The 25,497-nt window shown below is 40.9% G+C and carries 20 protein-coding genes; 19 read left to right on the top strand and 1 reads right to left on the bottom strand.

Annotation, left to right across the window (positions count from 1 at the left end; translation table 11 throughout):
- Positions 1–10: 10 nt before the first annotated feature.
- Positions 11–2,071, top strand: coding sequence for an ATP-dependent DNA helicase RecG (gene recG, locus DXB43_RS04555; protein ID WP_117946927.1), 2,061 nt, complete (start codon positions 11–13; stop codon positions 2,069–2,071).
- Positions 2,072–2,213: 142 nt separating this feature from the next.
- Positions 2,214–4,280: a methyl-accepting chemotaxis protein gene (locus DXB43_RS04560; RefSeq protein ID WP_117946928.1), complete on the top strand. Its 2,067-nt coding sequence runs from the start codon at positions 2,214–2,216 to the stop codon at positions 4,278–4,280.
- Positions 4,281–4,410: 130 nt separating this feature from the next.
- Here the strand turns inward: DXB43_RS04560 and DXB43_RS04565 are convergent, their stop codons facing one another.
- A complete protein-coding gene (locus DXB43_RS04565; RefSeq protein WP_022243767.1) occupies positions 4,411–4,614 on the bottom strand; it encodes an alpha/beta-type small acid-soluble spore protein in 204 nt (67 codons plus the stop codon).
- 187 nt (positions 4,615–4,801) lie between these two features.
- Between DXB43_RS04565 and DXB43_RS04570 the strand changes: the two genes are divergently transcribed.
- The 17 genes from DXB43_RS04570 (at position 4,802) to DXB43_RS04650 (ending at position 25,493) form a co-directional block, all read left to right on the top strand.
- The gene (locus DXB43_RS04570; RefSeq protein WP_022243768.1) at positions 4,802–6,184 is read left to right on the top strand and encodes an isopropylmalate/homocitrate/citramalate synthase; all 1,383 of its coding nucleotides are present in this window, start codon (positions 4,802–4,804) and stop codon (positions 6,182–6,184) included.
- A 17-nt stretch (positions 6,185–6,201) separates the two neighbouring features.
- Positions 6,202–6,861: a GntR family transcriptional regulator gene (locus DXB43_RS04575; protein ID WP_117698399.1), complete on the top strand. Its 660-nt coding sequence runs from the start codon at positions 6,202–6,204 to the stop codon at positions 6,859–6,861.
- 18 nt (positions 6,862–6,879) lie between these two features.
- Positions 6,880–8,088 carry an NADP-dependent isocitrate dehydrogenase gene (locus DXB43_RS04580; protein ID WP_117946929.1) on the top strand — a complete coding sequence of 403 codons (1,209 nt, stop codon included), beginning with the start codon at positions 6,880–6,882 and terminating at the stop codon, positions 8,086–8,088.
- A gap of 115 nt (positions 8,089–8,203) precedes the next feature.
- Positions 8,204–10,192, top strand: a complete 1,989-nt coding sequence (locus DXB43_RS04585) for an ABC-F family ATP-binding cassette domain-containing protein (RefSeq protein WP_117946930.1) — start codon at positions 8,204–8,206, stop codon at positions 10,190–10,192.
- Positions 10,193–10,269: 77 nt separating this feature from the next.
- Entirely contained in the window at positions 10,270–10,920 is a 651-nt protein-coding gene (locus tag DXB43_RS04590) for a redox-sensing transcriptional repressor Rex (RefSeq protein WP_022243772.1), read from the top strand.
- A gap of 11 nt (positions 10,921–10,931) precedes the next feature.
- On the top strand, positions 10,932–11,585 hold the full coding sequence (locus DXB43_RS04595) for a hypothetical protein (RefSeq protein WP_117946931.1): 654 nt from the start codon (positions 10,932–10,934) through the stop codon (positions 11,583–11,585).
- A 3-nt stretch (positions 11,586–11,588) separates the two neighbouring features.
- Positions 11,589–13,076, top strand: coding sequence for an NAD(P)H-hydrate dehydratase (locus tag DXB43_RS04600; protein ID WP_117946932.1), 1,488 nt, complete (start codon positions 11,589–11,591; stop codon positions 13,074–13,076).
- Between the two features lie 21 nt (positions 13,077–13,097).
- Positions 13,098–14,267, top strand: coding sequence for an alanine racemase (gene alr / locus DXB43_RS04605; RefSeq protein ID WP_117946933.1), 1,170 nt, complete (start codon positions 13,098–13,100; stop codon positions 14,265–14,267).
- A 64-nt stretch (positions 14,268–14,331) separates the two neighbouring features.
- Complete coding sequence (locus DXB43_RS04610) at positions 14,332–14,679, top strand: type II toxin-antitoxin system PemK/MazF family toxin (protein ID WP_022243776.1); 348 nt, start codon at positions 14,332–14,334, stop codon at positions 14,677–14,679.
- 66 nt (positions 14,680–14,745) lie between these two features.
- Positions 14,746–15,654 carry a hemolysin family protein gene (locus tag DXB43_RS04615; protein ID WP_022243777.1) on the top strand — a complete coding sequence of 303 codons (909 nt, stop codon included), beginning with the start codon at positions 14,746–14,748 and terminating at the stop codon, positions 15,652–15,654.
- Positions 15,655–15,687: 33 nt separating this feature from the next.
- Positions 15,688–16,416 (top strand): YebC/PmpR family DNA-binding transcriptional regulator, encoded by a 729-nt coding sequence (locus DXB43_RS04620; RefSeq protein ID WP_022243778.1) that lies wholly within the window; start codon positions 15,688–15,690, stop codon positions 16,414–16,416.
- A gap of 90 nt (positions 16,417–16,506) precedes the next feature.
- Positions 16,507–17,790 carry an O-acetylhomoserine aminocarboxypropyltransferase/cysteine synthase family protein gene (locus DXB43_RS04625; protein ID WP_022243779.1) on the top strand — a complete coding sequence of 428 codons (1,284 nt, stop codon included), beginning with the start codon at positions 16,507–16,509 and terminating at the stop codon, positions 17,788–17,790.
- 18 nt (positions 17,791–17,808) lie between these two features.
- Positions 17,809–19,266 (top strand): glycogen synthase GlgA, encoded by a 1,458-nt coding sequence (gene glgA, locus DXB43_RS04630; protein WP_117946934.1) that lies wholly within the window; start codon positions 17,809–17,811, stop codon positions 19,264–19,266.
- 106 nt (positions 19,267–19,372) lie between these two features.
- Positions 19,373–20,200 (top strand): ClpP family protease, encoded by an 828-nt coding sequence (locus DXB43_RS04635; RefSeq protein ID WP_117946935.1) that lies wholly within the window; start codon positions 19,373–19,375, stop codon positions 20,198–20,200.
- A gap of 89 nt (positions 20,201–20,289) precedes the next feature.
- Positions 20,290–21,162: an undecaprenyl-diphosphate phosphatase gene (locus DXB43_RS04640; protein WP_199535080.1), complete on the top strand. Its 873-nt coding sequence runs from the start codon at positions 20,290–20,292 to the stop codon at positions 21,160–21,162.
- A gap of 13 nt (positions 21,163–21,175) precedes the next feature.
- Positions 21,176–23,782: a DNA translocase FtsK gene (locus tag DXB43_RS04645; protein WP_117946936.1), complete on the top strand. Its 2,607-nt coding sequence runs from the start codon at positions 21,176–21,178 to the stop codon at positions 23,780–23,782.
- A 40-nt stretch (positions 23,783–23,822) separates the two neighbouring features.
- The gene (locus DXB43_RS04650) at positions 23,823–25,493 is read left to right on the top strand and encodes a formate--tetrahydrofolate ligase (protein ID WP_117946937.1); all 1,671 of its coding nucleotides are present in this window, start codon (positions 23,823–23,825) and stop codon (positions 25,491–25,493) included.
- Positions 25,494–25,497 lie beyond the last annotated feature (4 nt).

Here is a 25,497-nt window from a genome sequence, read left to right on the forward strand (position 1 = left end):
AGGAGTGTTTATGGACAGAAATGCACCCATTCAGGAATTGAATGGAGTTGGACCAAAAACTGAAAAAGTATTGCAAAAACTTGGAGTATATACCGTTGGGGATATACTCCTTGCTTTTCCAAGGGATTATAAGCAGATGCCGGAGCCGGAGCATATCAGTGTGGCAGAGCCGGAGAAAGTCTATGCTTTTCATGTACGGCTGTGTTCTTCTCCGGTAACAAGAAGTACCAGAGCCATGCAGATATCTACTGCACAGTTTAGCGATGGAACAGGGAAAGTAGAGGCGGTCTGGTTTCGGATGCCCTATATCTGTAATCAGCTGAACCGGGAACCGGAAGTAATATTATATGGAAAGCTGACCTTAAAAAATAAGAAATATGTCATGGAACAGCCGGCAGTGTGGAAGCCGGATGAATACAGGAAAATGCAGATATCACTTCAGCCGGTATATCCGCTGACTAAGGGCATATCCAGCAAGCAGTTTGGTAAGCTTGTACGTACAGCCCTTGACAGTGTAAAAGAAGATGGTGAATATATTCCGGAAGAAATCTTAGCCCGCCATCAGTTTATGGGATTGAGAGAGGCATTGGAAAAAGTGCATTTTCCAACAGATTTAGAAGAACTGACCGGAGCAAGAAAACGTCTTGCTTTTGACGAATTTTTCTTATTTCTGCTACAGATACAGCGGTTTAAGGAACATCATGAGCAGACGCCAAATGGATTTCCGGTAGTAAGGGATGAATTTATTGAAGTGGTGGCAGAACAGCTTCCGTTTCCACTGACAAATGCCCAGAAGAAAACACTGGAAGATCTGGAAAAAGATATATACAGTCCTTATGCCATGCAGCGGTTGATACAGGGGGATGTAGGCTCCGGTAAGACCATTCTTGCATTCCTTATTATGGCAAAATTTGCTCATGAAGGTTATCAGACTGCTATTATGGCACCAACTGAAGTTCTGGCAAGACAACATTATGACACTTTTCAGAAATGGATTGCCATGTTTGAACTGGACTTTCCTGTTATTCTTCTTACCGGTTCGTTGACCGCAAAGGAAAAACGTGAAGCATATGCGAGAATGGAAACAGAACAGAATGCCATGATAATTGGAACCCATGCATTGATACAGGAAAAGGCACTTTATCAGAAGCTGGCGCTGGTAGTAACGGATGAACAGCATCGTTTCGGGGTAAGACAGAGGGAGACGCTGGCAGATAAGAGCAGCCGGCTGCCACATGTACTGGTTATGAGTGCGACTCCGATTCCGCGGACCCTTGCAATAATTCTTTACGGAGATCTGGACATCTCGGTAGTAGATGAGCTTCCGGCAGAACGTCTTCCGGTCAAAAATTGTGTCGTTGGACCGAAAATGCGGGAGAAATCCTGGAATTTTATTTTAGATGAAGTTCAAAAAGGACATCAGGCATATATCATCTGTCCTCTGGTAGAAGCCAATGAGGAATTGGAATTGCAGGATGTTACTTCATATGTAAAGAAATTAGAACAATATTATGGAGACAGAATCAGCGTAGGATTACTTCATGGAAAAATGCGCCCGGCAGAGAAGAATAAAGTAATGGAAGCCTTTGTCACTGGTGAAATCCAGGTTCTGGTTTCTACAACGGTAGTGGAAGTAGGTGTAAATGTGCCGAATGCCACCGTTATGATGATTGAGGATGCACAGCGTTTCGGGCTGGCACAGCTCCATCAGCTGCGGGGACGTGTCGGAAGAGGAAATGCACAATCCTATTGTATTCTTATGAATTCTTCCAATGGAAAGAATGCCAAAGAGAGATTGAATATTCTGGCGGGCTCTAATGATGGATTCTATATTGCCAGTGAAGATTTGAAAATGCGTGGACCAGGAGATTTCTTCGGGGTACGTCAGAGTGGTTTGATGGAATTTAAAATTGCAGATGTTTTTTCGGATGCCGATATGCTTTCTATTGCATCCGAAGAAGCAAAAGAATATGTCGAAAAGTGTAACTTAAACGATTGCGAAAAAGACATGAGACTTGAAACAACACTGAAAAATGCGTACAAAATGACAGAATACAGCACAAATATTTAGAAAGTTTCGAAAAATTAAGGAATAATTTGTGAAAAGTTTACGAAAATTAACGCAAAATCCCTCGTTTTTATTGCTAAATTGCCTAAATGTTGATACAATAAGTACAAAATTACAATTTAGTGAAGGCGGGGGATATATTTTTATGGCTAAGAAGAAAAAAGGGAAGAAAATTAGCACGAAAATGTTAAGTGCAATGCTCCCGGTACTGATTCTTGGTATGGCTGTATTAGGGGCAGTCAGTGTATTTTCCAGTAAGCAGATTATTGACGATGAGATTGGGAAGGAAATGACGCTGAGTCTGGAAAACGAGAAGACAGAGGTAGAGTCACAGATGCAGTCTGCGGCAAGCCTTGCAAAACATATGGCTGGAATTGTTGGGATTACTTATGAAAATGAGGAACTGCTGGCATATGTTAATTTCTTAAATACCATGATTTATGAGGAGGATTTTATTTATGGTGCCGGAATTTATTTTGCACCGAATAAGTATGACTCCAAACAGCGTTTTGTAGGACCTTATGTATATAAGGATGGAGATACGCCGATTCTGACTTATGACAGGAGCCAGTCCTCTTATGATTATGTAAGCAGGGATTTCTACAAGATTGTTTCGGATGGTGAAACAGAACCAAAGTTTACAAAGGCATATCATGATGAGGTTTTAGACTGTGATATGGTAAACTGTTCTGCACCGATGTATAATGCAGATGGAACTTATATGGGATGCGTAACTGTTGATATTACGCTGGATGAGATTCAGAATCTGGTCAGCCAGATGTCAGTAGGAAAAACAGGAAAAGCATTTCTGATTTCATCGGATGGAACCTATCTTTATACACAGGATTCCGGTAAAATCATGAATGAGAAAATAACGGATTCTAAAAATAGTTCTCTTGCTAAAGTAGGAACAAAAATGTTAGATTCTGATAGTGGAAAAGCCTGCTTTACAGAAGGGATTACCGGATATACGGTATATTATGAGACAATTCCGGATCTGGACTGGAAGCTTGGAATTGCGATTGAAAATTCAGAACTGAATGCACCGGTTATCAGCCTTGGGATTAAGCTGGCAATCATTGCGGCAGTGATTCTTATTATTATGATACTTGTGATTTTATCACAGGTAAAATCAGTTTCCAGACAGATTAATAGAGTTAAGAACTTTGCTGTACAGCTGGCAGAGGGTAACTTTAAAGTACAGTCGCTTGAGAACAGACGCAGTGATGAACTGGGAGCAATGGGACAGTCTTTAAATGAAATGTATGGAAATAATAAGGACATGATTTCAAAAATCAGTGGTCATGCAAAACTTCTGAGTGATTCCAGCATTGAACTGAAGCGTTCGGTAGAGGAATTAAAGAAGGATTATGAGATGATAGAGTCACTGATGAATCAGGTTAATTCCGATATGACTTCCTCCAGTGCAGCGACGGAAGAAGTAAATGCTGCGGTAGAGGAAGTGAATTCCTCTGTTAATATGCTGGCTTCTGAGACAGAAAAGAGTCTGGAGCTGGCAGGAGAAATTAAGAAGCGTGCAAATGGAATTGAAGATACCAGCCGCAATGCTTATGAACTTGCCAATAAGCTTGCAGCGCAGAACAGAGCTGGTCTGGAGGAGAGTATTAAGAATGCAGATGTTGTAAAATCCATTGGCGCATTGGCAGAAGTGATTTCCGAAATCGCAGATCAGATTAACTTACTGTCCTTAAATGCTTCCATTGAGGCCGCCCGGGCAGGAGAACAGGGAAAGGGATTTGCAGTTGTTGCCGGAGAAATTGGCAATCTGGCAGGTGAGACTACAGCTGCAGTTAATAAGATTAAAGAAACAATTGGCGAAGTAGAACATGCCTTTAGCGGAATTGTGGAACAGTCACAGTCTATGTTAAACTTCGTGACAGATACGGTCGCACCGGACTACGATACTTTCGTCAATGTAGCACAGCAGTATGGAGATGATGCCCAGGCAATTGAAAAATTTTCCAATGATATTGCCCAGATGGCAACAAATATTGAGACAATCATTCACGAGGTCAGCCAGGCAGTGTCCAGTGTGGCGGAATCTTCCCAGAATACAGTGGATAATAGTGGACAGATTATGAAGTCTGTAAATTCAGTATCTGCAGTTGTTGGAGAAGTGTCTGAAATGTCTTCCCAGCAGGAAAAGATTGCCGGAGAATTAAAAGAGGTTGTCGGAAAATTCGTATTGTAATAAGTGTTACTGCATGTGTCATGATAGAAAAATGATATAGAAAGAAAAGGGGGAACCTGAGAAAGGGGCTGTTCACCGATTCCGGTGGACAGCCTCTTCTGACATCTAAGCGTGCAATGAAAAAGATGCGTTAACGTTCAGCCATCTGCTTTTCCTGCGCCTCAATCATTTTCTTTACCATATAACCGCCTACGGAACCATTCTGACGGGAAGTTAAATCCCCATTATATCCCTCAGACAGTGGTACACCTAACTCACTTGCAACTTCGAATTTGAAACGGTTTAATGCACTTTGTGCTTCTGGAACAGAAGATTTTTTCGAACGATTAGACATAGTAAATTTCCTCCTTAGCATTTGTATATAACCGAATGGTTACAATACTATTATCTACCGATAAAAAAAGGATAATACTAATAAATATTCACTTTTTTGGAATAATCTTGAAAAAGCTCTTGACACATACAAGTATAATTGTATACAATTATTCAAGAATATTTGTGAATCAAAAGGAGTGTGTTCCATGAGAGAAGTCGTTATGAATGAAAAAACTAATCTATTACAGTTGGAAGAGCATTTTTATCAGCTTGTAGATGTTGAGGAACCAAATGTATTCCGCAATCTTTTTCCATATGAGGAAATTCCGAAAATTGCATTTAATGACAGAATCGTTCCGCATAATATGCCGGAGGATATCTGGATTACTGATACAACATTCCGTGATGGTCAGCAGTCAAGAGCACCATATACCACAGAACAGATTGTAACCATCTATGATTACTTACATAAATTAGGCGGACCAAAGGGTAAAATTCGTCAGAGCGAGTTCTTCTTATATAGCAAGAAGGATCGTGATGCCGTATATAAATGCTTAGAGCGTGGTTATAAATTCCCGGAAGTCACCAGCTGGATCCGTGCCAGCAAACAGGATTTCCAGCTGGTAAAAGATTTGGGACTGCGTGAAACCGGTATTTTGGTAAGCTGCTCCGATTATCATATTTTCTATAAAATGAAAATGACCAGAAGCGAAGTTATGAATCTTTACTTAAGTGTGATTCGTGAATGCTTAGAGACTGGAATCAGTCCAAGATGTCATTTGGAGGATATTACACGTTCTGATATTTACGGATTTGTAATTCCGTTCTGCTTAGAGCTGATGAAGTTAATGAAAGAATACAATATTCCGATTAAGATTCGTGCCTGCGATACCATGGGATATGGTGTAAACTTCCCGGGAGCAGTAATTCCGCGAAGTGTACCGGGTATCATTTACGGACTTACCACACATGCAGGAGTTCCTTCTGAATTGATTGAATGGCATGGACATAACGATTTCTATAAAGCAGTCAATAACTCGACCACAGCATGGCTTTACGGTGCATCCGGCGTAAACTGTTCCTTATTTGGTATTGGTGAGAGAACCGGTAACACACCTCTGGAAGCAATGGTATTTGAATATGCGCAGTTAAAGGGTACCCTGGATGGAATGGATACCAGAGTTATCACAGAACTGGCAGAATATTATGAGAAGGAATTGAATTATAAGGTTCCAAGCCGTACACCATTTGTCGGAAGTAATTTTAACGTTACAAGAGCAGGTATCCATGCAGACGGACTTTTGAAAAATGAAGAAATTTATAACATTTTTGATACCGAAAAATTCTTAAATCGTCCGGCACTGGTATCTGTTTCCAATACATCAGGACTTGCTGGAATTGCACACTGGATTAATACCTATTACCGTCTCAGTGATGACCGTAAAGTAGATAAGAATTCGGAGCTGGTAAAGACCATCAAACAGTGGGTAGACGAGCAGTATGATGAGGGACGTGTAACTGTAATTACAGATAACGAACTTGTAGTACAGATAACTGACTGTTGTAAAAAACTCGGAATTGTATTATAAATTAAGGAGGCTTTATCGTGGGTGAAGAAGGATATTCTTTAAGCGGAAGAGTATTTCATACGATTCGTGAAAATATCTTATCCGGAAAATACAAGTGCGATGAAGAATTGAAAGAAAAAACCCTGGGTGATGAACTGGGTGTCAGCCGTACGCCGGTAAGAGAAGCCTTAAGGCAGCTTGAACTGGAAGGACTCGTCAGAATCATTCCAAACCGCGGAGCATTCGTAGAGGGAATTACGAAAGAAGACGTAAAAGATATCTATGAAATCCGTGCACGGCTGGAGGGACTTTGCACAAAGTGGGCGGCAGACAGAATTACCAAGGAGCAGATAGCGGAACTGGAAGAAAACATTTTTCTGGTGGAATTTCATGCCAAGAAGGAAAATTATGCACAGATATTGGAGCTGGATAATAAGTTTCATGAGGTGCTTTATGAAGCTTCCGGAAGCAAAATGTTAAAGCATGAATTGTCTGCATTTCATCATTATGTGGAAAGAGTTCGAAAAATCACTTTGTCAATGCCGGATCGTGTGGTAAAATCAAATGATGAACATAAAAAGATTGTAGAAGCATTGAAGCAGCACAATGCAAAAGAAGCAGAACTGCTTGCGACAAGTCATATGTTAAATACTATTGAAAATATGGATAATTATGGCTGGGACAATCTGCTGAAATAGTAAATGGAGGATAGAAAGATGGACAAAATTAAAATGACTACCCCTTTGGTTGAAATGGACGGAGACGAAATGACAAGAATCCTTTGGAAAATGATTAAGGATGAACTGTTATTACCATTTATTGATTTGAACACAGAATATTATGACCTGGGTCTTGAACATCGTAATGAAACGGATGACCAGGTAACTGTAGATTCTGCAAATGCAACAAAGAAATACGGTGTTGCAGTAAAATGTGCTACCATTACACCAAATGCAGCACGTATGACGGAGTACAACTTAAAGGAAATGTGGAAGAGTCCGAATGGAACTATCCGTGCAATGTTAGATGGAACGGTATTCCGTGCACCAATCGTTGTAAAGGGAATTGAGCCATGTGTTAAGAACTGGAAGAAACCGATTACCATTGCAAGACATGCTTACGGTGATGTATACAAGGCTTCTGAAATGAAGATTCCGGGACCGGGAAAATGTGAACTGGTTTATACAGCAGAGGACGGAACGGAAACAAGAGAGCTGATTCATAACTTTACCGGAGCAGGTGTTGTCCAGGGACAGCATAACTTAAATGATTCTATCGAAAGCTTTGCAAGAAGCTGCTTTAGCTATGCACTTTCTACCAGACAGGATTTATGGTTTGCAACCAAGGATACCATTTCCAAAAAATATGACCATACTTTCAAAGATATTTTCCAGGAAATCTTTGATACAGAATATAAAGAAAAATTCGAAGAAGCAGGAATTACCTACTTCTATACCTTAATCGATGATGCGGTAGCCCGTGTGATGAAAGCAGAGGGCGGCTTTATCTGGGCATGTAAGAACTATGATGGAGATGTTATGAGTGATATGGTATCATCTGCATTTGGTTCCCTTGCCATGATGACTTCCGTACTGGTATCACCGGCAGGATATTATGAATATGAAGCTGCACACGGAACAGTTCAGCGTCACTATTATAAATACCTCAAGGGAGAAGAAACATCTACCAACTCCGTAGCAACTATTTTTGCATGGACCGGAGCACTCCGTAAGAGAGGTGAATTAGATGGCAACCAGGAGTTAAGCACATTTGCCGATAAACTGGAAAAAGCCTGTGTAGATACGATTGAATCCGGAAAGATGACCAAAGACCTTGCACTGATTACTACAATTGAAAATCCGACTGTATTAAACAGTGAAGACTTTATCAAGGCAATCCGTGCTACATTAGAGAAAATGTTATAAATTTTATACTCCGGGAGGGCAGAATAGTGTGCCGTCCCGGAATTTTCAGCTATAAAAAGCCCCTTGTAAAGAATGCTTTACTTATGGGGCGAAGAGAAAAAGTGAGGAGACTTCCATGATTTTAGCCTGTCAGAATATCAGTAAATCCTTTGGGACAGACACCATAATACAGAATGTTTCTTTTCATGTAGAAGATAATGAGAAAACAGCAATTGTCGGCATCAATGGTGCCGGCAAATCTACGTTATTGAAAATTATAGTGGGAGAGCTGGCACCGGACAGTGGCGAGGTAACCGTTGCAAAAGGAAAAACCATCGGTTATCTTGCCCAGTATCAGGATAAAGACAGCAACGAGACCATTTATAATGAAGTGCTTCATGCCTGCGATGCATTAATCGAAAAAGAAGAAAAGCTTCGTAAAATGGAAGAAGACATGCAGCATGTAAGCGCAGATGAATTAGAGAAATATATGGAGCAGTATAACCGTTTCAGCCATGCCTTTGAGTTAGAGGGCGGACTGACTTTTCGCAGTGAGATAAACGGTGTGTTAAAGGGACTTGGTTTTTCGGAAAATGATTTCGGAAAGAAAATGTCAGAGTTATCCGGAGGACAGAAGACCAGAGTGGCATTAGGCAGACTTCTGGTGACAAAGCCTGATATTATCATGCTCGACGAGCCGACCAACCACCTTGATATGGCATCGATTGCATGGCTTGAAAACTATCTTTTGAATTATAAAGGAGCCGTAATTATCGTAGCCCATGACCGTTATTTCTTAGACCGGATTGTTACGAAGGTAGTGGAAATATCCCGCCATACGGCAACGGTATTTCCGGGAAATTATACCGCATATGCGAGGCAGAAGGAAATACAGCGGGAAAGTCTTTTGCGACAGTATTATAACCAGCAGCGGGAAATCAAGCACCAGGAAGAAGTAATATCCAAGTTAAAATCCTTTAACCGGGAAAAGTCCATTAAGCGTGCAGAAAGCCGTGAGAAGGCATTGGATAAAATAGAACGTATTGAGAAGCCAATCGATGAAAAAACAGATATGCATATTACATTGGAGCCGGAAATTACCAGTGGAAATGATGTACTTTCGGTGAAAGGACTTTCAAAATCTTACGAGCATAAACTGTTTTCAAACATTGATTTTCAGATTAAGCGAGGGGAAAAAGTTGCTTTAATCGGAAATAACGGTACCGGGAAAACCACCATTTTAAAGATAATCAATGGAATTGTAGACGCAGATGCCGGGGAGATAAAGCTTGGAAGCAATGTGGAAATCGGATATTACGATCAGGAGCATCAGAATTTAGACCCGGATAAGACGTTATTTGATGAAATTGCAGATGCTTATCCGAATCTGAAGGCAACGAAGATTCGAAATGTGTTAGCAGCATTTTTATTTACGGATGATGATGTGTTTAAGCGGATTCGTGATATCAGTGGTGGAGAAAGAGGCCGTGTTTCACTGGCAAAACTGATGTTATCCAATGCGAACTTCTTAATTTTAGACGAGCCGACCAACCACCTTGATATTATGTCAAAGGAAATTTTAGAGTCAGCCATCAATTCCTATACCGGAACGGTGCTTTATGTATCCCATGACCGTTATTTTATTAATAAAACTGCCAGCAGAATTCTTGATTTAAAGAATGAAACAATTCTAAATTATATTGGAAATTACGATTATTATCTGGAGAAAAAGGAAGTTCAGGAGTTAGCGGCGTTTGGCACAGCTACACAGGATCGTGCAGACAATTCAGGGGCAAAAGGAAATGTCATTGTTTCCGATGGAACTGGAGAAAATAATGGAACAGAGCAGATATCCGGCGGAGGAAAACAGAAGTTAAGCTGGGAAGAAATGAAGAAACAGCAGGCAGCAAAACGTAAGCTGGAAAACGAATTAAAGCGTACAGAAGATGAAATTGCTAAGAGAGAGGCAAAGATAGAAGCATTAAATGATGAACTGTCAAAGCCGGAGGTAGCATCAAATTCCTATGAATTAAACAAAATCCATGAGGAGCAGATGCAGGAAGAGGCAGCGCTGGAAGAACTCTATGCAAAATGGGAAGAATTAAGTTTACAGAAAGATTGTTAAAGTTGTAACACATTGACATCCTTTCGGCAAGAAACTATAATTATTGTAGGGTATTGAGAGCAGGAGGAACTGGCAGAATGAGCAAAGAAATATCACAGGCAGTAATTCGTAGAATGCCAAGATATTACCGATATCTGGGGGAACTTTTAGATGAAGGGGTAGAACGTATTTCATCGAATGAACTGAGTGCAAGAATGAAAGTGACCGCATCGCAGATCAGACAGGATTTAAATAATTTTGGTGGTTTTGGACAGCAGGGATATGGTTACAATGTACAATTTCTGTATGAAGAAATCGGAAAGATTATGGGATTAAATGAACAGCATAATATTATTATTATTGGAGCTGGTAACTTAGGACAGGCACTTGCCAATTATGTGAAGTTTGAAAAACTCGGCTTCGTCATAGTAGGATTGTTTGACGTGAATCCGGAGTTATGCGGAAAATCCATTCGTGGCAATAAAATCGAAATGATTGATAAACTGGAAGAATTTGTAAAGACACATAAGGTAGATATTGCTACACTGACTATGCCGAAAGAAAAGGCAGATGCTGTGGCAAACCAGCTGGTAAGCCTTGGTGTACATGCAATCTGGAATTTTGCCCATGTAGATCTGGAAGTGTTGGATGAAAATGTTGTAGTGGAAAATGTACATTTATCAGACAGCCTGATGCAGTTATCCTATAACATGACAAAGAACAAAAGGAAAAAGGAAACGCTGGAATAGAGGTGTTTTGCATGAAAGATGACAAGGAATTTCTGGAAGCATTAGAAAGCAGAAAAGTACCAATACTTGTATTGGATCAGAAATGGCACAGGCTTTTTGCTTTAAGCGGAAAAACCAGTGAAATCAAGCAGCTGGAAGAAAAGTTAAATCAGTTGTTAGAACAGCAGGGAAAGCTTAATAATGATTTGAAAGAACTGAAAAAGACAAAGAATCGGTTGATGAAAAGCATTGTTGTCAACATGGAAGGAACTCATGAGGAAAATGAGGGGGATATTTCTTCCAGAAAATTAGATGAAGACAAGAGACTGATTGATGAAGTCAATGTCAAAATGGAAGAAATTGAGGATGAATTAATTGAACTTCCACGAAATATAAACAGTGCAAATCAGGAACTTATGTTAGAAAGCATGCGTTACTGCTATGAGAGACTAAGACAGAACAGCAAAGAAGCAGATGAAATTACGGCTTGGATTGATAAGGTAAGGGTAGAACTTAAGAAAAATATCATCAAAAAACAGAACCGTGAAATCAACAACCGGCAGATTTATTCTTATATGCATGATATTTTTGGTGTGGATATTTTAAATATTTTTGATCTGCGGCAGGAAGATGAAGACCGTCTGCAGGGAAAAAAAGCGGTGGAAAATGCGGACGAAAGGAATTAATTTATGGAATATCTTGTAAATTCCCGGGAAATGAAAACATGTGATACCAATACAATCGAACATTTTAAAGTGCCATCCATGGTTCTGATGGAGCGGGCAGCACTTTCTGCGATAGAAGTAATACAGGAAAAAGAAATTTCATGTAACCGCGTGCTGGTAGTGTGTGGAACCGGAAATAACGGCGGCGATGGTATGGCAATTGCAAGATTGTTATACTTATCCCACATTCCGGTTGAAGTATATCTCTATGGAAATAAAACACATTTTTCAAAGCAGGCAAAAGAACAGTATGAAATCCTGGCATCATATGGTGTACCATTTATTGATGAAATGGAGGATGCAAATTCCTACAGCCTGATTATTGATGCGTTATTTGGTATAGGATTATCACGAAAATTAGATGATGAACTGGTGCACTTGATGGAACGGCTAAACCAGAGCAGTGCCCACCGGCTGGCGGTGGATATACCATCCGGTGTCTCGGCAGATAATGGAGCTGTATTAGGTGGTGCATTCAAAGCAGATGATACCGTAACCTTTGCTTACTGCAAGACCGGAATGGTATTATTTCCTGGTGCAGAATACTGCGGAAATATTACGGTTAAGGATATCGGAATCGGAGAAGAAAGCTGGTTAGATAAAAGACCTGCAGCTTATGCAATCACAAAGGAAGATTTAAATTCTTTAAATAATCGTGCTGCTGATTCGAACAAGGGAACCTTTGGAAAAGTCCTTCTGGTTGCCGGAAGCGTGAATATGGCAGGTGCGGCGGTTCTTGCAGCAAAGGCAGCTTATCGCAGTGGCTGTGGTCTGGTGAGAATATATACACCGGAAGAAAACCGTATTATCTTACAGACAGCAGTGCCGGAGGCAATTCTTACTACCTATTCTGCAAAAAAGGCTGATACACAGCAGCTGATAGAATGTCTGTCCTGGGCAGATGTTATTATTTTAGGACCTGGAATTGGCAAAAGTGATGTGGCACACAGTATTGTAAAGACGGTACTTAAGAATGCGGCAGTACCAATGGTAGTAGATGCCGATGCATTAAATATCATAGCAGAGCAGACCGAACAGCTTCTTCGCCCGCATACAGAACTGGTATTAACGCCACATCTGGGGGAAATGTCCCGGTTAAAACAGCTTGCCGTTTCCTATATCAAAGAAAATATTGAGCAGGTTGCGGAAGATTTCGCAAGGGAATATAATGTAATCTGTGTTTTGAAAGACAGCAGAACGGTAACGGCAATTCCTTATGGGAAAACATTTATTAACCGGAACGGTAACAACGGAATGGCTACTGCGGGAAGTGGTGATGTACTGAGCGGAATTATTGGAAGTCTGATGGCGCAGGGCCTATCTGCAGAGCAGGCGGCACCGCTTGGGGTATATGTACATGCGGCAGCAGCAGATGAACGGAGCAAAACAGTTTCAAAGTATGGACTGACTGCAGGTGAAATTATAAACGGATTATCCGATGTGTTGTCATAATAATAATTTGAGGTGAATGAAATGAAAAGATATAGCAGGGTATATGCCAGCGTGAATCTGGATGCGGCCATTGAGAATATGGAGGCAATGCACCGGCTTTTAAAGAAAGATACCAGCATGTTTGCGGTAATTAAAACAGATGGATACGGACATGGTGCAACGGAACTTGCCCGTGTATTAGAGCCGCTTCCGTATCTCCATGGCTTCTGTGTGGCCACAGTGGAAGAAGGCGTAATTTTAAGAAATCATGGAATTAAGAAGCCGATTCTGATTCTTGGTTTTGCATTCCCGGATGAATATGAGATTATTGTAGAACAGAAATTAGAGCCTGCCGTATTTACGTATGATATGGCAGTTGCACTTTCTGAAGCTGCAACAAAGAAAAATCAGGATGTGGCAATTCACATTGCAGTGGATACTGGAATGAGCCGGATTGGTTATCAGGTGGAAAAAGAAAATGCAGGAGAGGTAGCGCAAATCAGTAAGCTGCCACATATAATAATGGAGGGGATTTTTACCCACTTTGCAAGGGCAGATGAAAAGGACAAAACGGGTGCCCATAAGCAGCTTGAACTGTTTCAGAAAATGATTGCAATGTGCAAAGAAGAAGGCGTTATTTTCCATCATGCACACTGTTCAAACAGTGCAGGAATTATTGATTTGCCGGAAGCAAATATGGACATTGTAAGAGCGGGAATTACATTATACGGTCTCTGGCCATCGGATGAAGTGCAAAAAGACAGACTGTCAATGCACCCGTTAATGGAATTAAAGAGTCATGTTTCTTATGTAAAGACACTGCCGGCTGGAAGGGAAATCAGCTATGGTGGAACCTATACCACAACCAGAGAGACGAAGGTGGCAACGATTCCGGTCGGTTATGGAGATGGTTATCCGAGAACTTTATCTAACAAAGGTTCTGTACTGATTCAGGGAAAAAGAGTACCGATTCTTGGCAGAGTCTGCATGGATCAGTTTATGGTGGATGTTACTGATGTGCCGGATGTTGTTGTTGGAACAGAGGTAACACTTCTTGGCAGAGACGGCGATGAAATCATTACAGCGGAAGAAATCGGGGATTTATCCGGCAGATTCAATTATGAATTTGTCTGCTGTCTTGGCAAACGTATTCCAAGAATCTATTTCGAAAACAACAAAGAAGTAGAACATAAAGATTATTTTCAGGATTAGAACAGTATACACTCGATAAAATTGGTAATACTTTCAGTAAAACCTATTCTATGGAGTGTATATTATGATTATCAGACGAGGAGATATCTATTATGCGGATTTAAGACCGGTAGTAGGCTCGGAACAGGGCGGAATCAGACCGGTTCTGATTATACAGAATGATGTAGGAAACCGGCACAGTCCTACGGTTATCTGTGCCGCAATCACATCACAGATGAATAAAGCGAAGCTGCCGACCCATGTGGAGCTGTCCTGTCATGAATATGACATTGTAAAAGATTCGGTTATTTTATTGGAACAGCTTCGTACCATTGACAAGACACGATTAAAAGATAAGGTGTGTCATCTGGATGGAAAAATTCTGTCGAAAATCGACAAAGCACTGAAGATTAGTCTGGAATTATATACATAACTTGACTATTTTTGCCTAAAATGTTATATTTTTCAGAAATATGTATAAAAAGGAGAGTATTCAAAAATGGATGACGGAGGGAGTCCGAATACAGGATTTTTTAAAAAAATTTTTCATAAACTTCCATTCAAAGATTCCGAGGATGTAACAGAGGAAGAAATTATTTCCATGGTAAATGAAGGCCATGAGCAGGGAGTCCTTCGGGAAAATGAAGCGGAGATGATACATAATATCTTTGAATTTGGTGATAAAGAAGCCGGTGATATTATGACACACCGTAAAAATATTTCTGCACTGGATGGAAATGACATTTTTGAAGATGTAATCACTCTGGTGATAGACAGCCATTATTCGAGAATGCCGGTATACTCTGATACCATAGACAATATTATCGGAGTATTACATATCAAAGAGACCTTATCCTACAGCAGACAACCGGAGCTTTTAAAGAAGCCGATTAAGGAAATTGACGGGTTAATCCGTCCGGTGGATTTTATACCGGAGACACGCAACATCAATGCATTGTTTCAGGAGATGCAGTCGGCAAAAGAGCATATGGTAATTGTTGTGGATGAATATGGTCAGACAGCCGGACTGGTCACCATGGAGGATATCTTAGAGGAAATCGTCGGAAATATTTTAGATGAACATGATGAGGAAGATACCTATATAGAGAAGAAACCGGACGGAACATTTGTAATGAATGGAATGACACCGTTAGAGGAAGTAGGGGAAGCACTGAATCTTGATTTTGAAGATGAGGATTATGACACCTTAAATGGCCTTCTGATTTCGCTTATTGATAAAATTCCATCGGAGCACGAAGTCTTTGAAGTAAAATACAAAGGCTATATTTTCGAAGTACTTTCCGTGGAAGATAAGATGATAAAATATGTACATGTTGTTCCGGAAAGGTCAGAATCTGCCGAGTCTGACACTGCGACTTGTCAGCAGGATGAAAAAATGGTAGAATAATACACGAAATACGGATAGAAAAGAGGATTTATTATGTCAGGACATTCCAAGTTTGCCAATATCAAACATAAGAAAGAGAAAAATGATGCGGCAAAAGGAAAAATATTTACAATTATAGGACGTGAAATTGCAATTGCGGTAAAAGAGGGTGGAGCAGACCCTGCTAACAACAGTAAATTAAGAGACGTAATTGCAAAAGCAAAGGCGAATAATATGCCAAACGATACCATTGAGCGTGGTATTAAAAAAGCAGCCGGAGACGGTGATTCCGTAAATTATGTACAGGTTACTTATGAAGGATACGGTCCAAGCGGAACTGCAATTATTGTAGACGCATTAACCGATAACAAGAACCGTACCGCTGCAAATGTAAGAAATGCATTTACAAAGGGTCAGGGAAATATCGGAACACAGGGCTGTGTATCTTACCTTTTTGACCAGAAGGGTCAGATTATCATTGCCAAGGAAGACTGCGATATGGATGCAGACGATTTGATGATGATGGCATTGGATGCCGGAGCAGAGGATTTCTCAGAAGAGGAAGACAGCTTTGAAGTAATTACAGCACCGGATGATTTCAGTGCAGTACGTGAAGCTTTGGAAGCAGAAAATATTCCAATGGCAAGTGCTGAGGTTACCATGATTCCTCAGACTTATGTTTCTTTAACAGACGAGAAAGATATTACCAATATCCAGAGAATCCTAGATCTTCTGGATGAAGATGATGATGTACAGGAAGTATATCACAACTGGGAGGAATAAAACTGATGCCTGCATTTATCAGAGACAATGATAGATAGATGCAGGTATTTTCTAATAATATATTACATATGGTATAAAGGAGAAGGAAAGATGGAAGAGAATTATCAGATTGAGACAAAATGTATTCAGTCTGGCTGGAAACCAACCAAGGGGGAACCGAGAGTATTACCGATTTACCAGAGCACTACATTTAAGTATGATACCAGTGACCAGATGGGACGGTTATTTGATTTAGAGGAAGCCGGATATTTTTATACGAGACTTCAGAATCCGACCAATGATGCAGTAGCTGCAAAGATTGCAGATTTAGAGGGCGGTATAGCAGCAATGCTGACCTCATCCGGACAGGCAGCCAACTATTTTGCAGTATTTAATATCTGTGAAGCAGGAGACCATATTGTGGCATCCAGCTCCTTATATGGTGGAACCTTTAATCTGCTGGGAACCACACTTAAGAAACAGGGGATTTCCTGTACCTTTGTGGATCCGGATGCATCGGAAGAAGAGCTTTCAGCGGCATTTTTACCAAATACCAAGGCGGTGATTGCGGAGACCTTATCTAATCCATCCCTTGTAGTACTTGATATTGAGAAGTTTGCACATGTTGCCCATGCACATGGGGTACCACTTATCGTAGATAATACATTTGCAACACCGATTAACTGCAGACCTTTTGAATGGGGAGCAGATATCGTAACTCATTCTACTACCAAGTATATGGACGGACATGCCATGGCAGTGGGTGGATGTATCGTTGACAGTGGTAATTTTGATTGGGAGAAATATAAGGATAAATATCCGGGACTGACACAGCCGGATGAATCTTATCATGGAATTGTATACACTCAGAAATTTGGTAAGCTGGCTTATATCGAAAAAGCAACAGCACAGCTTATGCGTGACCTTGGTTCCATTCCATCCCCAATGAATTCTTTCTTACTGAATGTCGGGCTGGAAACTTTACATTTAAGAGTGCCAAGACATTGTGAAAATGCCCAGAAGGTAGCAGAATATTTAAATGCAAATGATAAAGTGGCATGGGTAGATTATCCGGGCTTAAGGGATAACAAATATCATGCACTGGCAGAAAAATATATGCCAAATGGCACCTGTGGTGTTATTGCATTTGGCTTAAAGGGTGGTAGGGAAGTATCCGTATCCTTTATGGATCATCTGAAATTAGCTGCAATTGTAACACATGTAGCAGATTCCAGAACCTGTGTCCTGCATCCTGCCAGCCATACACATCGTCAGATGACAGATGAGCAGTTAATTGAAGCAGGTGTAGCACCGGATTTAATCCGGCTTTCCGTTGGAACGGAAAATGTAAAAGACATCATAGCAGACCTGGAACAGGCATTGGAGAATGTTTAAGCAGAAAGGGGTAGCAAAATGAAGAAAATTCTATTTGCAGCATCAGAATGTGTACCATTTATTAAAACCGGAGGACTTGCGGACGTGTGTGGTGCACTGCCAAAGGAATTTGACCCTCAGTATTGGGATATTCGTGTGGTAATTCCAAACTATAGTTGTATACCGGAACATTTCCGGAGCCAGTTTGAATATGTAACACATTTTTACATGGGAACAGGTTCTTATATCCCAAACAAATATGTGGGTGTATTAAAATATGAATTAGATGGAATTACATATTACTTTATTGATAATAAAGAGTATTTTGACTGTTTTTCACCTTATGGAAATATCAGACAGGATATCGAAAAATTCTGTTTCTTTGATAAGGCAGTATTATCTATGCTTCCTGTTATCGGCTTCCAGCCGGATATTATCCATTGTCATGACTGGGAAACAGGTCTCATTCCGGTATATCTGAAAAACGAGTTTCAGGGAGATATGTTCTTCTGGGGTATGAAATCTGTTATGACTATTCATAACTTAAAATTCCAGGGTGTATGGGATATTAAGACCATGCAGGGGTTAACCGGACTTCCGGCATCACTTTTTACACCGGATAAGCTGGAATATAAGAAAGATGCTAATATGTTAAAGGGTGGTCTGGTTTATGCAGACTACATTACCACAGTCAGTGATTCTTATGCCAATGAGATTCAGACAGAATATTATGGGGAAGGTTTAAATGGTCTGCTTTCCGCCCGTCATTATGATATGCAGGGAATTGTAAACGGTATCGATTATCAGGTTTACAACCCGGCAACAGATAATAAGATTTACTGTAACTATGATGCTGAGTCATTCCGCAAGAAGAAAGTCAATAACAAGCTGAAATTGCAGGAAGACTTAGGACTGACCGTAGATAAGAAGAAATATATGATTGGTCTGATTTCCCGTCTGACTGACCAGAAGGGCTTAGATTTGATTAACTTCGTTATCGACCGTATCGTAGATGACTTTACACAGCTTGTAGTAATCGGAACTGGTGAAGGTCAGTATGAGAATATGTTCCGTTATTATGCATGGAAATATCCGGATCGTGTGTCTGCAAATATCTGTTACTCCGATGACCTGGCGCATAAGTTATATGCATCTGCCGATGCCTTCTTAATGCCATCCCGGTTTGAGCCATGTGGACTGACACAGCTTATTTCATTCCGCTACGGAACAGTGCCAATCGTCCGCGAGACTGGCGGATTAAAAGATACTGTTGTTCCATATAATGAATATGAGAATACCGGAGACGGATTCTCATTCAGTAATTACAATGGGGAGGAAATGCTTTCTGTCATTAATTATTCCAAACACATTTTCTTTGACAAGAAGAAACAGTGGAACCAGATTATTGACCGTGGCATGGCAAAAGACTTCTCCTGGAAGAGTTCTAAGTGCCGTTATGAGAACCTTTACAATTATTTAAAGGGCTGGCCGGTATAAAAAAGAATATCATGTAGATAATAAGACAGACAGTGTAAAACTGCCTGTCTTATTTTTTTCGCGAGTAGCGAGAAATAATCCGGACAGAAAGAAGGGAGCATCTGATATGGAGCAGAAAGAAAACAAAGTGCTGCCAAAGAAAAAAGTCCAAAATGTGGAATTGAAAAATGCAGAAATCAAAAATGCAGAATTACAAAATACAGAATCAAAACTAGAAAAAACAGAAAACAAAGAACGGAAAAAAGATGAATCGAAAAAGGAACAGTTAGATGAACAAGAACTGATCAGGGAATCCGGGCAGATTTCCTTATCTGACAGCCGATGGCATCAGAAGATTCATTTATTATCGGTGATTGGTGAGATTGAAGGTCATGAATGTCTTTCTTCCAATACCAAGACAACGAAATATGAGCATGTACTGCCGAAGCTTGCAGAAATAGAAGATTCTGACCAGGTGGATGGTGTTCTTGTGCTTTTGAATACAGTAGGCGGTGATGTGGAATCCGGACTTGCCATTGCAGAAATGCTATCTTCCTTAAGTAAACCGACAGTGTCCCTTGTCTTAGGTGGAAGTCATTCCATTGGTGTGCCGCTGGCGGTTTCAACGGACTATTCTTTTATTGTGCCATCTGGAACCATGGTCATCCATCCGGTGCGTATGAGCGGGACAGTAATCGGAGCACCGCCAACTTATGATTATTTCCAGCAGATGCAGAATCGGATTATTCATTTTATAGCATCTCACAGCAGAGCGGATGAAAAAAGATTAGAGCAGCTCATGATGAATACCACCATGCTGGCAAAGGATCTGGGAACCATTCTTGTAGGAGCGGATGCAGTAAAAGAAGGACTGATTGACGAAGTGGGGGGAATCGACCAGGCACTTCATAAATTGCATGAGATTATACGAGAACAGAAAAACGAATGCCTGTAATGACAAACGCATCAAAATATGGTATACTAATGCACAGTGTTGATAATTTTATACAAGTAACTGTAGTGAGAGATACCAAGGAGGCAGCTATGTCATTATTACAGTCTGTTTTATTAGGTCTGATACAGGGATTAACCGAATTTCTGCCGGTAAGCAGCTCCGGTCATCTGGCAATATTTAAACAGTTTTTTCAAATAGAAAGCGGCGGAATGTTTTTTGATATTCTGCTTCACATCGGAACACTGATTGCCGTATTTATTGTATATTATAAAGATATATTCCGCATGATTAAAGAAGGCTTTGCCATTATTGGCGATTTTTTTGTAAATGTGGCAACCTTTTTTAAACGTGTGATAACAAAAGAAGATTTACCATACCGTAAAATCGTGCATAATAGTTACCGGAAATTTGTGATGCTTGTCATTGTTTCCACGATTCCAACCGGAATTATTGGAATTGCAGCGAAAGATCTGGTGTCTGCGGCAGAGCAGATTTTACTGGTTCCTGGAATCTGCCTTATTATTACGGCAGTGCTTTTATTTATTGCAGACCGGATTCCGGATGGCGGCAAGACACCAAAGCAGGTAACTTATACCAATGCATTTTTAATCGGTATCAGTCAGGGAATCGCAACCATGCCGGGCTTATCGCGGTCAGGAACCACAATCACAGCATGTCTTTCTACCGGAATGACCCGCAAATTTGCGGTAAAATATTCTTTTATCATGTCTATTCCGGCAATACTTGGAGCACTGGTAGTAGAGATTAAGGATGTTGAATTTGCAGCATTACAGTCTGCAGATATTTTGAATTACATAGTTGGAACGCTGGTGGCAGCGATAGTCGGTTATATCTGCATTAAGACCATGCTGGTAGTAGTGCGCAAAAAGAAATTCACGATATTTTCCATCTACTGTCTCATAATGGGACTTGTATCAATTGGAGGATATTTCTATATGTAAACGGGAGATTGAAATGGCAACTGGAACTAGAAAAAAGACAACTCAGAAGAAAAAAACAACGGGAACAACAGCATCAAAGGCAAGAAAACAGCGGGAACAGCAGGAATCCTTCCGGAATGAAGTGATTCTTTGGATTGCACTGGCAGTCTGTATTGTTTTGCTGCTTGCCAATTTTGGAATCGGTGGAAAAATCGGAAGCGGAGTCAGTTCCTTTTTCTTTGGAATATTTGGATTAATGGCATATGTATTCCCAATCTGTTTCTTTTTAGCCGTGGTGTTCGCAGTGTCTAACCGGGAAAATAAAGTAGCAGCAGTCAAAATTGTAGCGGCGGTATTATTTGTATCCTTTTTATGCCTGTTTGTGCAGATGGTAACAGACAGCAGCAAGGAAGCAGGAGCAATATCCGCTTTCCGCTATGGCTTTGAAAATAAGGCTGGTGGCGGTATAATCGGTGGATTATTAGAACAGCTTCTGTGTCCGAATTTTGGTGTGCCGGGTACTTATGTCATTGATATTATCGTTTTGATAATTTCCCTGGTGCTGATTACGGAACGTTCTATTATGAAAGGCATGCAAAAAGGCGGAAAAGTCATTTACGATTCTGCCAAGGATGATGCAATCCGCCGAATGGATGCAGCAAAGGAACGCCGGGAGGAGCGGGAGAAAGAAAGAGAAAAAGAGCAGGCAAGACGACGGATGGAGAAGAAGGTAAGTGGTGTAGCATTGGATACCAAATTACCATCCCCGGATAAAAAGAAAGTCAAATCAGATGATATTAATGAAATTACTTTGAGTGATATCGAAGATATGCCGGTGGTACAGGAAGAAAATAAAGTTGTACTTACGGCAGCCAACGGCAGTCGGGGAATGGAACAGCCGGTATGGCGGGAGCCGGTAATTCACACACTGAATGAGCCGGTGGCAACCATACATAGAACAGAGGTAAAACCGGTAATTGAGCCTGCATTTGAGCCGGAACCTGTTGCAGAAAAGACAGAAAGCTATAAGCAGAAAGAACTGGTGCAACCTGCAATGGAAGAAGAAAAACCAAGGAAAAATAAAAAGCAGGATAAGATGGAAATTGAAGATGAAGTAGCTGCAGTAGAAGAATCCATTGTAAAGCAGGAAAGCTCCGGTGGCAGATATGTATTCCCACCGGTAGATTTGCTGAAAAAAGGAAATACAGGTGCTTCCGGTGATACCAGAGATTATCTGAATCAGACAGCAGCAAAATTAAAAGAGACTCTAAAGAATTTTGGAATTAATATTACAATTACGGCTATCAACTGCGGACCAGCAGTAACGAGATATGAATTCCAGCCGGAAATGGGTGTAAAGGTCAGCAAAATCGTAAATTTGTCCGATGATATCAAGATGAATCTTGCGGCGGCGGATATCCGGATTGAAGCACCGATTCCGGGTAAAGCAGCCATTGGTATCGAGGTGCCGAATAAAGAAAGTATTCCGGTTATGTTCCGTGATCTGGTAGAGTCAGAGGAATTTCATGCCAATAAATCACCGATTGCTTTTGCAGCCGGAAAAGATATTGCCGGAAAAGTCATGATTGCGGACATTGCAAAGATGCCGCATCTATTGATTGCAGGAGCTACCGGTTCCGGTAAATCTGTCTGTATCAATACAATTATTATGAGTATTTTGTACCGGGCAGATCCGGAGGATGTAAAGCTTATCATGATTGACCCGAAAGTGGTTGAGTTAAGTGTATACAATGGAATCCCACATCTGTTTATTCCGGTTGTTACAGATCCGAAGAAGGCGGCAGGTGCATTGCACTGGGCGGTAGCTGAAATGACAGACCGTTATCAGAAATTTGCAGAATACGGTGTCCGTGATCTGAAGGGCTATAACCAGAAAATAGAAGGAATCAAAGATATTGATGACCCGGATAAGCCAAAGAAGATGCCACAGATTGTAATTATTGTGGACGAGCTGGCGGATTTGATGATGGTTGCACCGGGGGATGTGGAAGATGCTATCTGCCGGTTGGCGCAGCTTGCAAGAGCCGCAGGAATCCATCTTGTCATTGCAACACAGCGTCCTTCCGTAAATGTCATTACCGGACTGATTAAAGCAAATATGCCATCCCGAATCGCATTTTCTGTAACGTCCGGTGTGGATTCAAGAACCATTCTTGATATGAACGGTGCGGAAAAGCTTTTAGGAAAAGGCGATATGCTTTATTATCCGCAGGGCTTACAGAAACCGCTTCGTGTACAGGGTGCGTTTGTATCCGATAAAGAGGTATCAGATGTGGTTGAATTCTTAAAGGAACACAATGAGGGAGAAGGCTACAGTAGTGATATTGAAGAGCGGATGAACAATATTTCTGTATCCGCAAGCACTGGTGCTGATGCGGCATCTGGTGATGGAAATGACAGAGATGCTTATTTCTTGGATGCTGCAAAGCTTTTGATTGATAAAGATAAAGGTTCCATCGGAATGATTCAGCGTTATTTTAAAGTTGGTTTTAACCGGGCGGCAAGAATTATGGATCAGCTGGAAGAAGCTGGTGTAGTAGGACCGGATGAAGGGACCAAGCCGCGACAGGTGTTAATGTCTCCGGAACAGCTGGAAGCATTTATTGAAGAGGGTAATTAAGAAAGATTTATAGAATACAATCCATGAGGAGGAAATGAAGATGAAGTCAGATATTGAAATTGCACAGGAAGCAGAACTGGTACATATTAAGGAAGTGGCTGAGAAGCTCGGAATAAACGAGGATGAGCTGGAATTTTACGGAAAATACAAAGCAAAGATTTCCGATGAATTATGGGAGTCTGTAAAAGACAGGGAAGATGGCAAACTGGTTCTTGTAACAGCTATTAACCCGACACCTGCCGGCGAAGGAAAGACCACAACAAGTATCGGACTTGGTGAGGCGATGGCTTTACTTGGTAAAAAAGCGGTACTTGCACTTCGTGAGCCGTCTTTAGGACCGTGCTTTGGAATCAAAGGTGGAGCTGCAGGTGGTGGATATGCGCAGGTAGTTCCGATGGAAGATTTAAATCTGCATTTTACCGGAGATTTCCATGCAATCACATCCGCAAATAACCTGTTGGCAGCATTATTAGATAATCATATCCAGCAGGGCAACCAGCTTGGAATTGACCCACGTCAGGTAGTATGGAAACGTTGTATGGATATGAATGACCGTGCACTTAGAAATATTGTAATCGGTCTTGGAAGCAAGATGGATGGTATGGTACGTGAAGACCATTTCATCATTACAGTGGCATCTGAAATTATGGCTGTTTTATGTCTGGCGGACAATATGGAAGATTTGAAACGCCGTCTGGGCAGAATCATAGTTGCCTATTCCTTTGACGGAAATCCGATTACGGCAGATGATTTACATGCAACCGGTTCTATGGCAGCACTCCTAAAAGATGCCATCAAACCAAATCTGATTCAGACATTAGAGCACAATCCGGCCATTGTTCATGGTGGACCATTTGCAAATATTGCTCATGGATGCAACAGTGTCCGTGCTACAAAGACAGCTTTAAAATTAGGTGATATTGCAATTACAGAGGCCGGTTTTGGTGCTGACCTTGGTGCTGAGAAATTCTTTGATATCAAGTGCCGTAAGGCTGGACTTAAACCGGACTCAGTGGTACTGGTAGCAACCATCCGTGCATTAAAATACAACGGTGGGGTTCCAAAGGCAGACCTTGCAAAAGAAGATTTGGAAAGCTTAAAGAAGGGAATTGTAAACTTAGAGAAACATATCGAGAACCTTCAAAAATTTGGTGTACCGGTAGTAGTTACCTTAAACTCCTTTGTAACCGATACCAAAGAAGAAATTGCATTTGTAGAGAACTTCTGTAAGGAAAGAAACTGTGAATTCGCATTATCTGAAGTATGGGAAAAAGGTGGCGAAGGCGGAATCGAACTTGCAAAGAAAGTACTGGATACTTTAGAGCATAAAGAGGCACATTTCAAACCTCTGTATGAGGATGAGATGTCTCTTATGGATAAGATTAAGACGATTGCAACTGAGATTTATGGAGCAGATGATGTAACTTACAGTAAGGCTGCATTAAAAGAATTAAAACATATTGAAGAAATGGGAATGGGCAATTTCCCTGTATGTATGGCAAAGACCCAGTATTCTCTTTCTGATGATGCATCAAAACTTGGCAGACCGACTGGCTTTACCGTAAATGTCCGTGAAGTATATGTATCTGCCGGAGCAGGCTTTGTAGTAGCTATTACCGGCTCTATTATGACCATGCCTGGACTTCCGAAAGTACCGGCTGCAAATAATATTGATGTAACCAATGATGGCGTAATTACAGGATTATTTTAGGAGG

It is taken from the genome of Roseburia sp. OM04-10BH (genome assembly GCF_003462605.1).
In the GTDB taxonomy this organism is placed as follows: Bacteria; Bacillota; Clostridia; order Lachnospirales; family Lachnospiraceae; genus Roseburia_C; species Roseburia_C amylophila.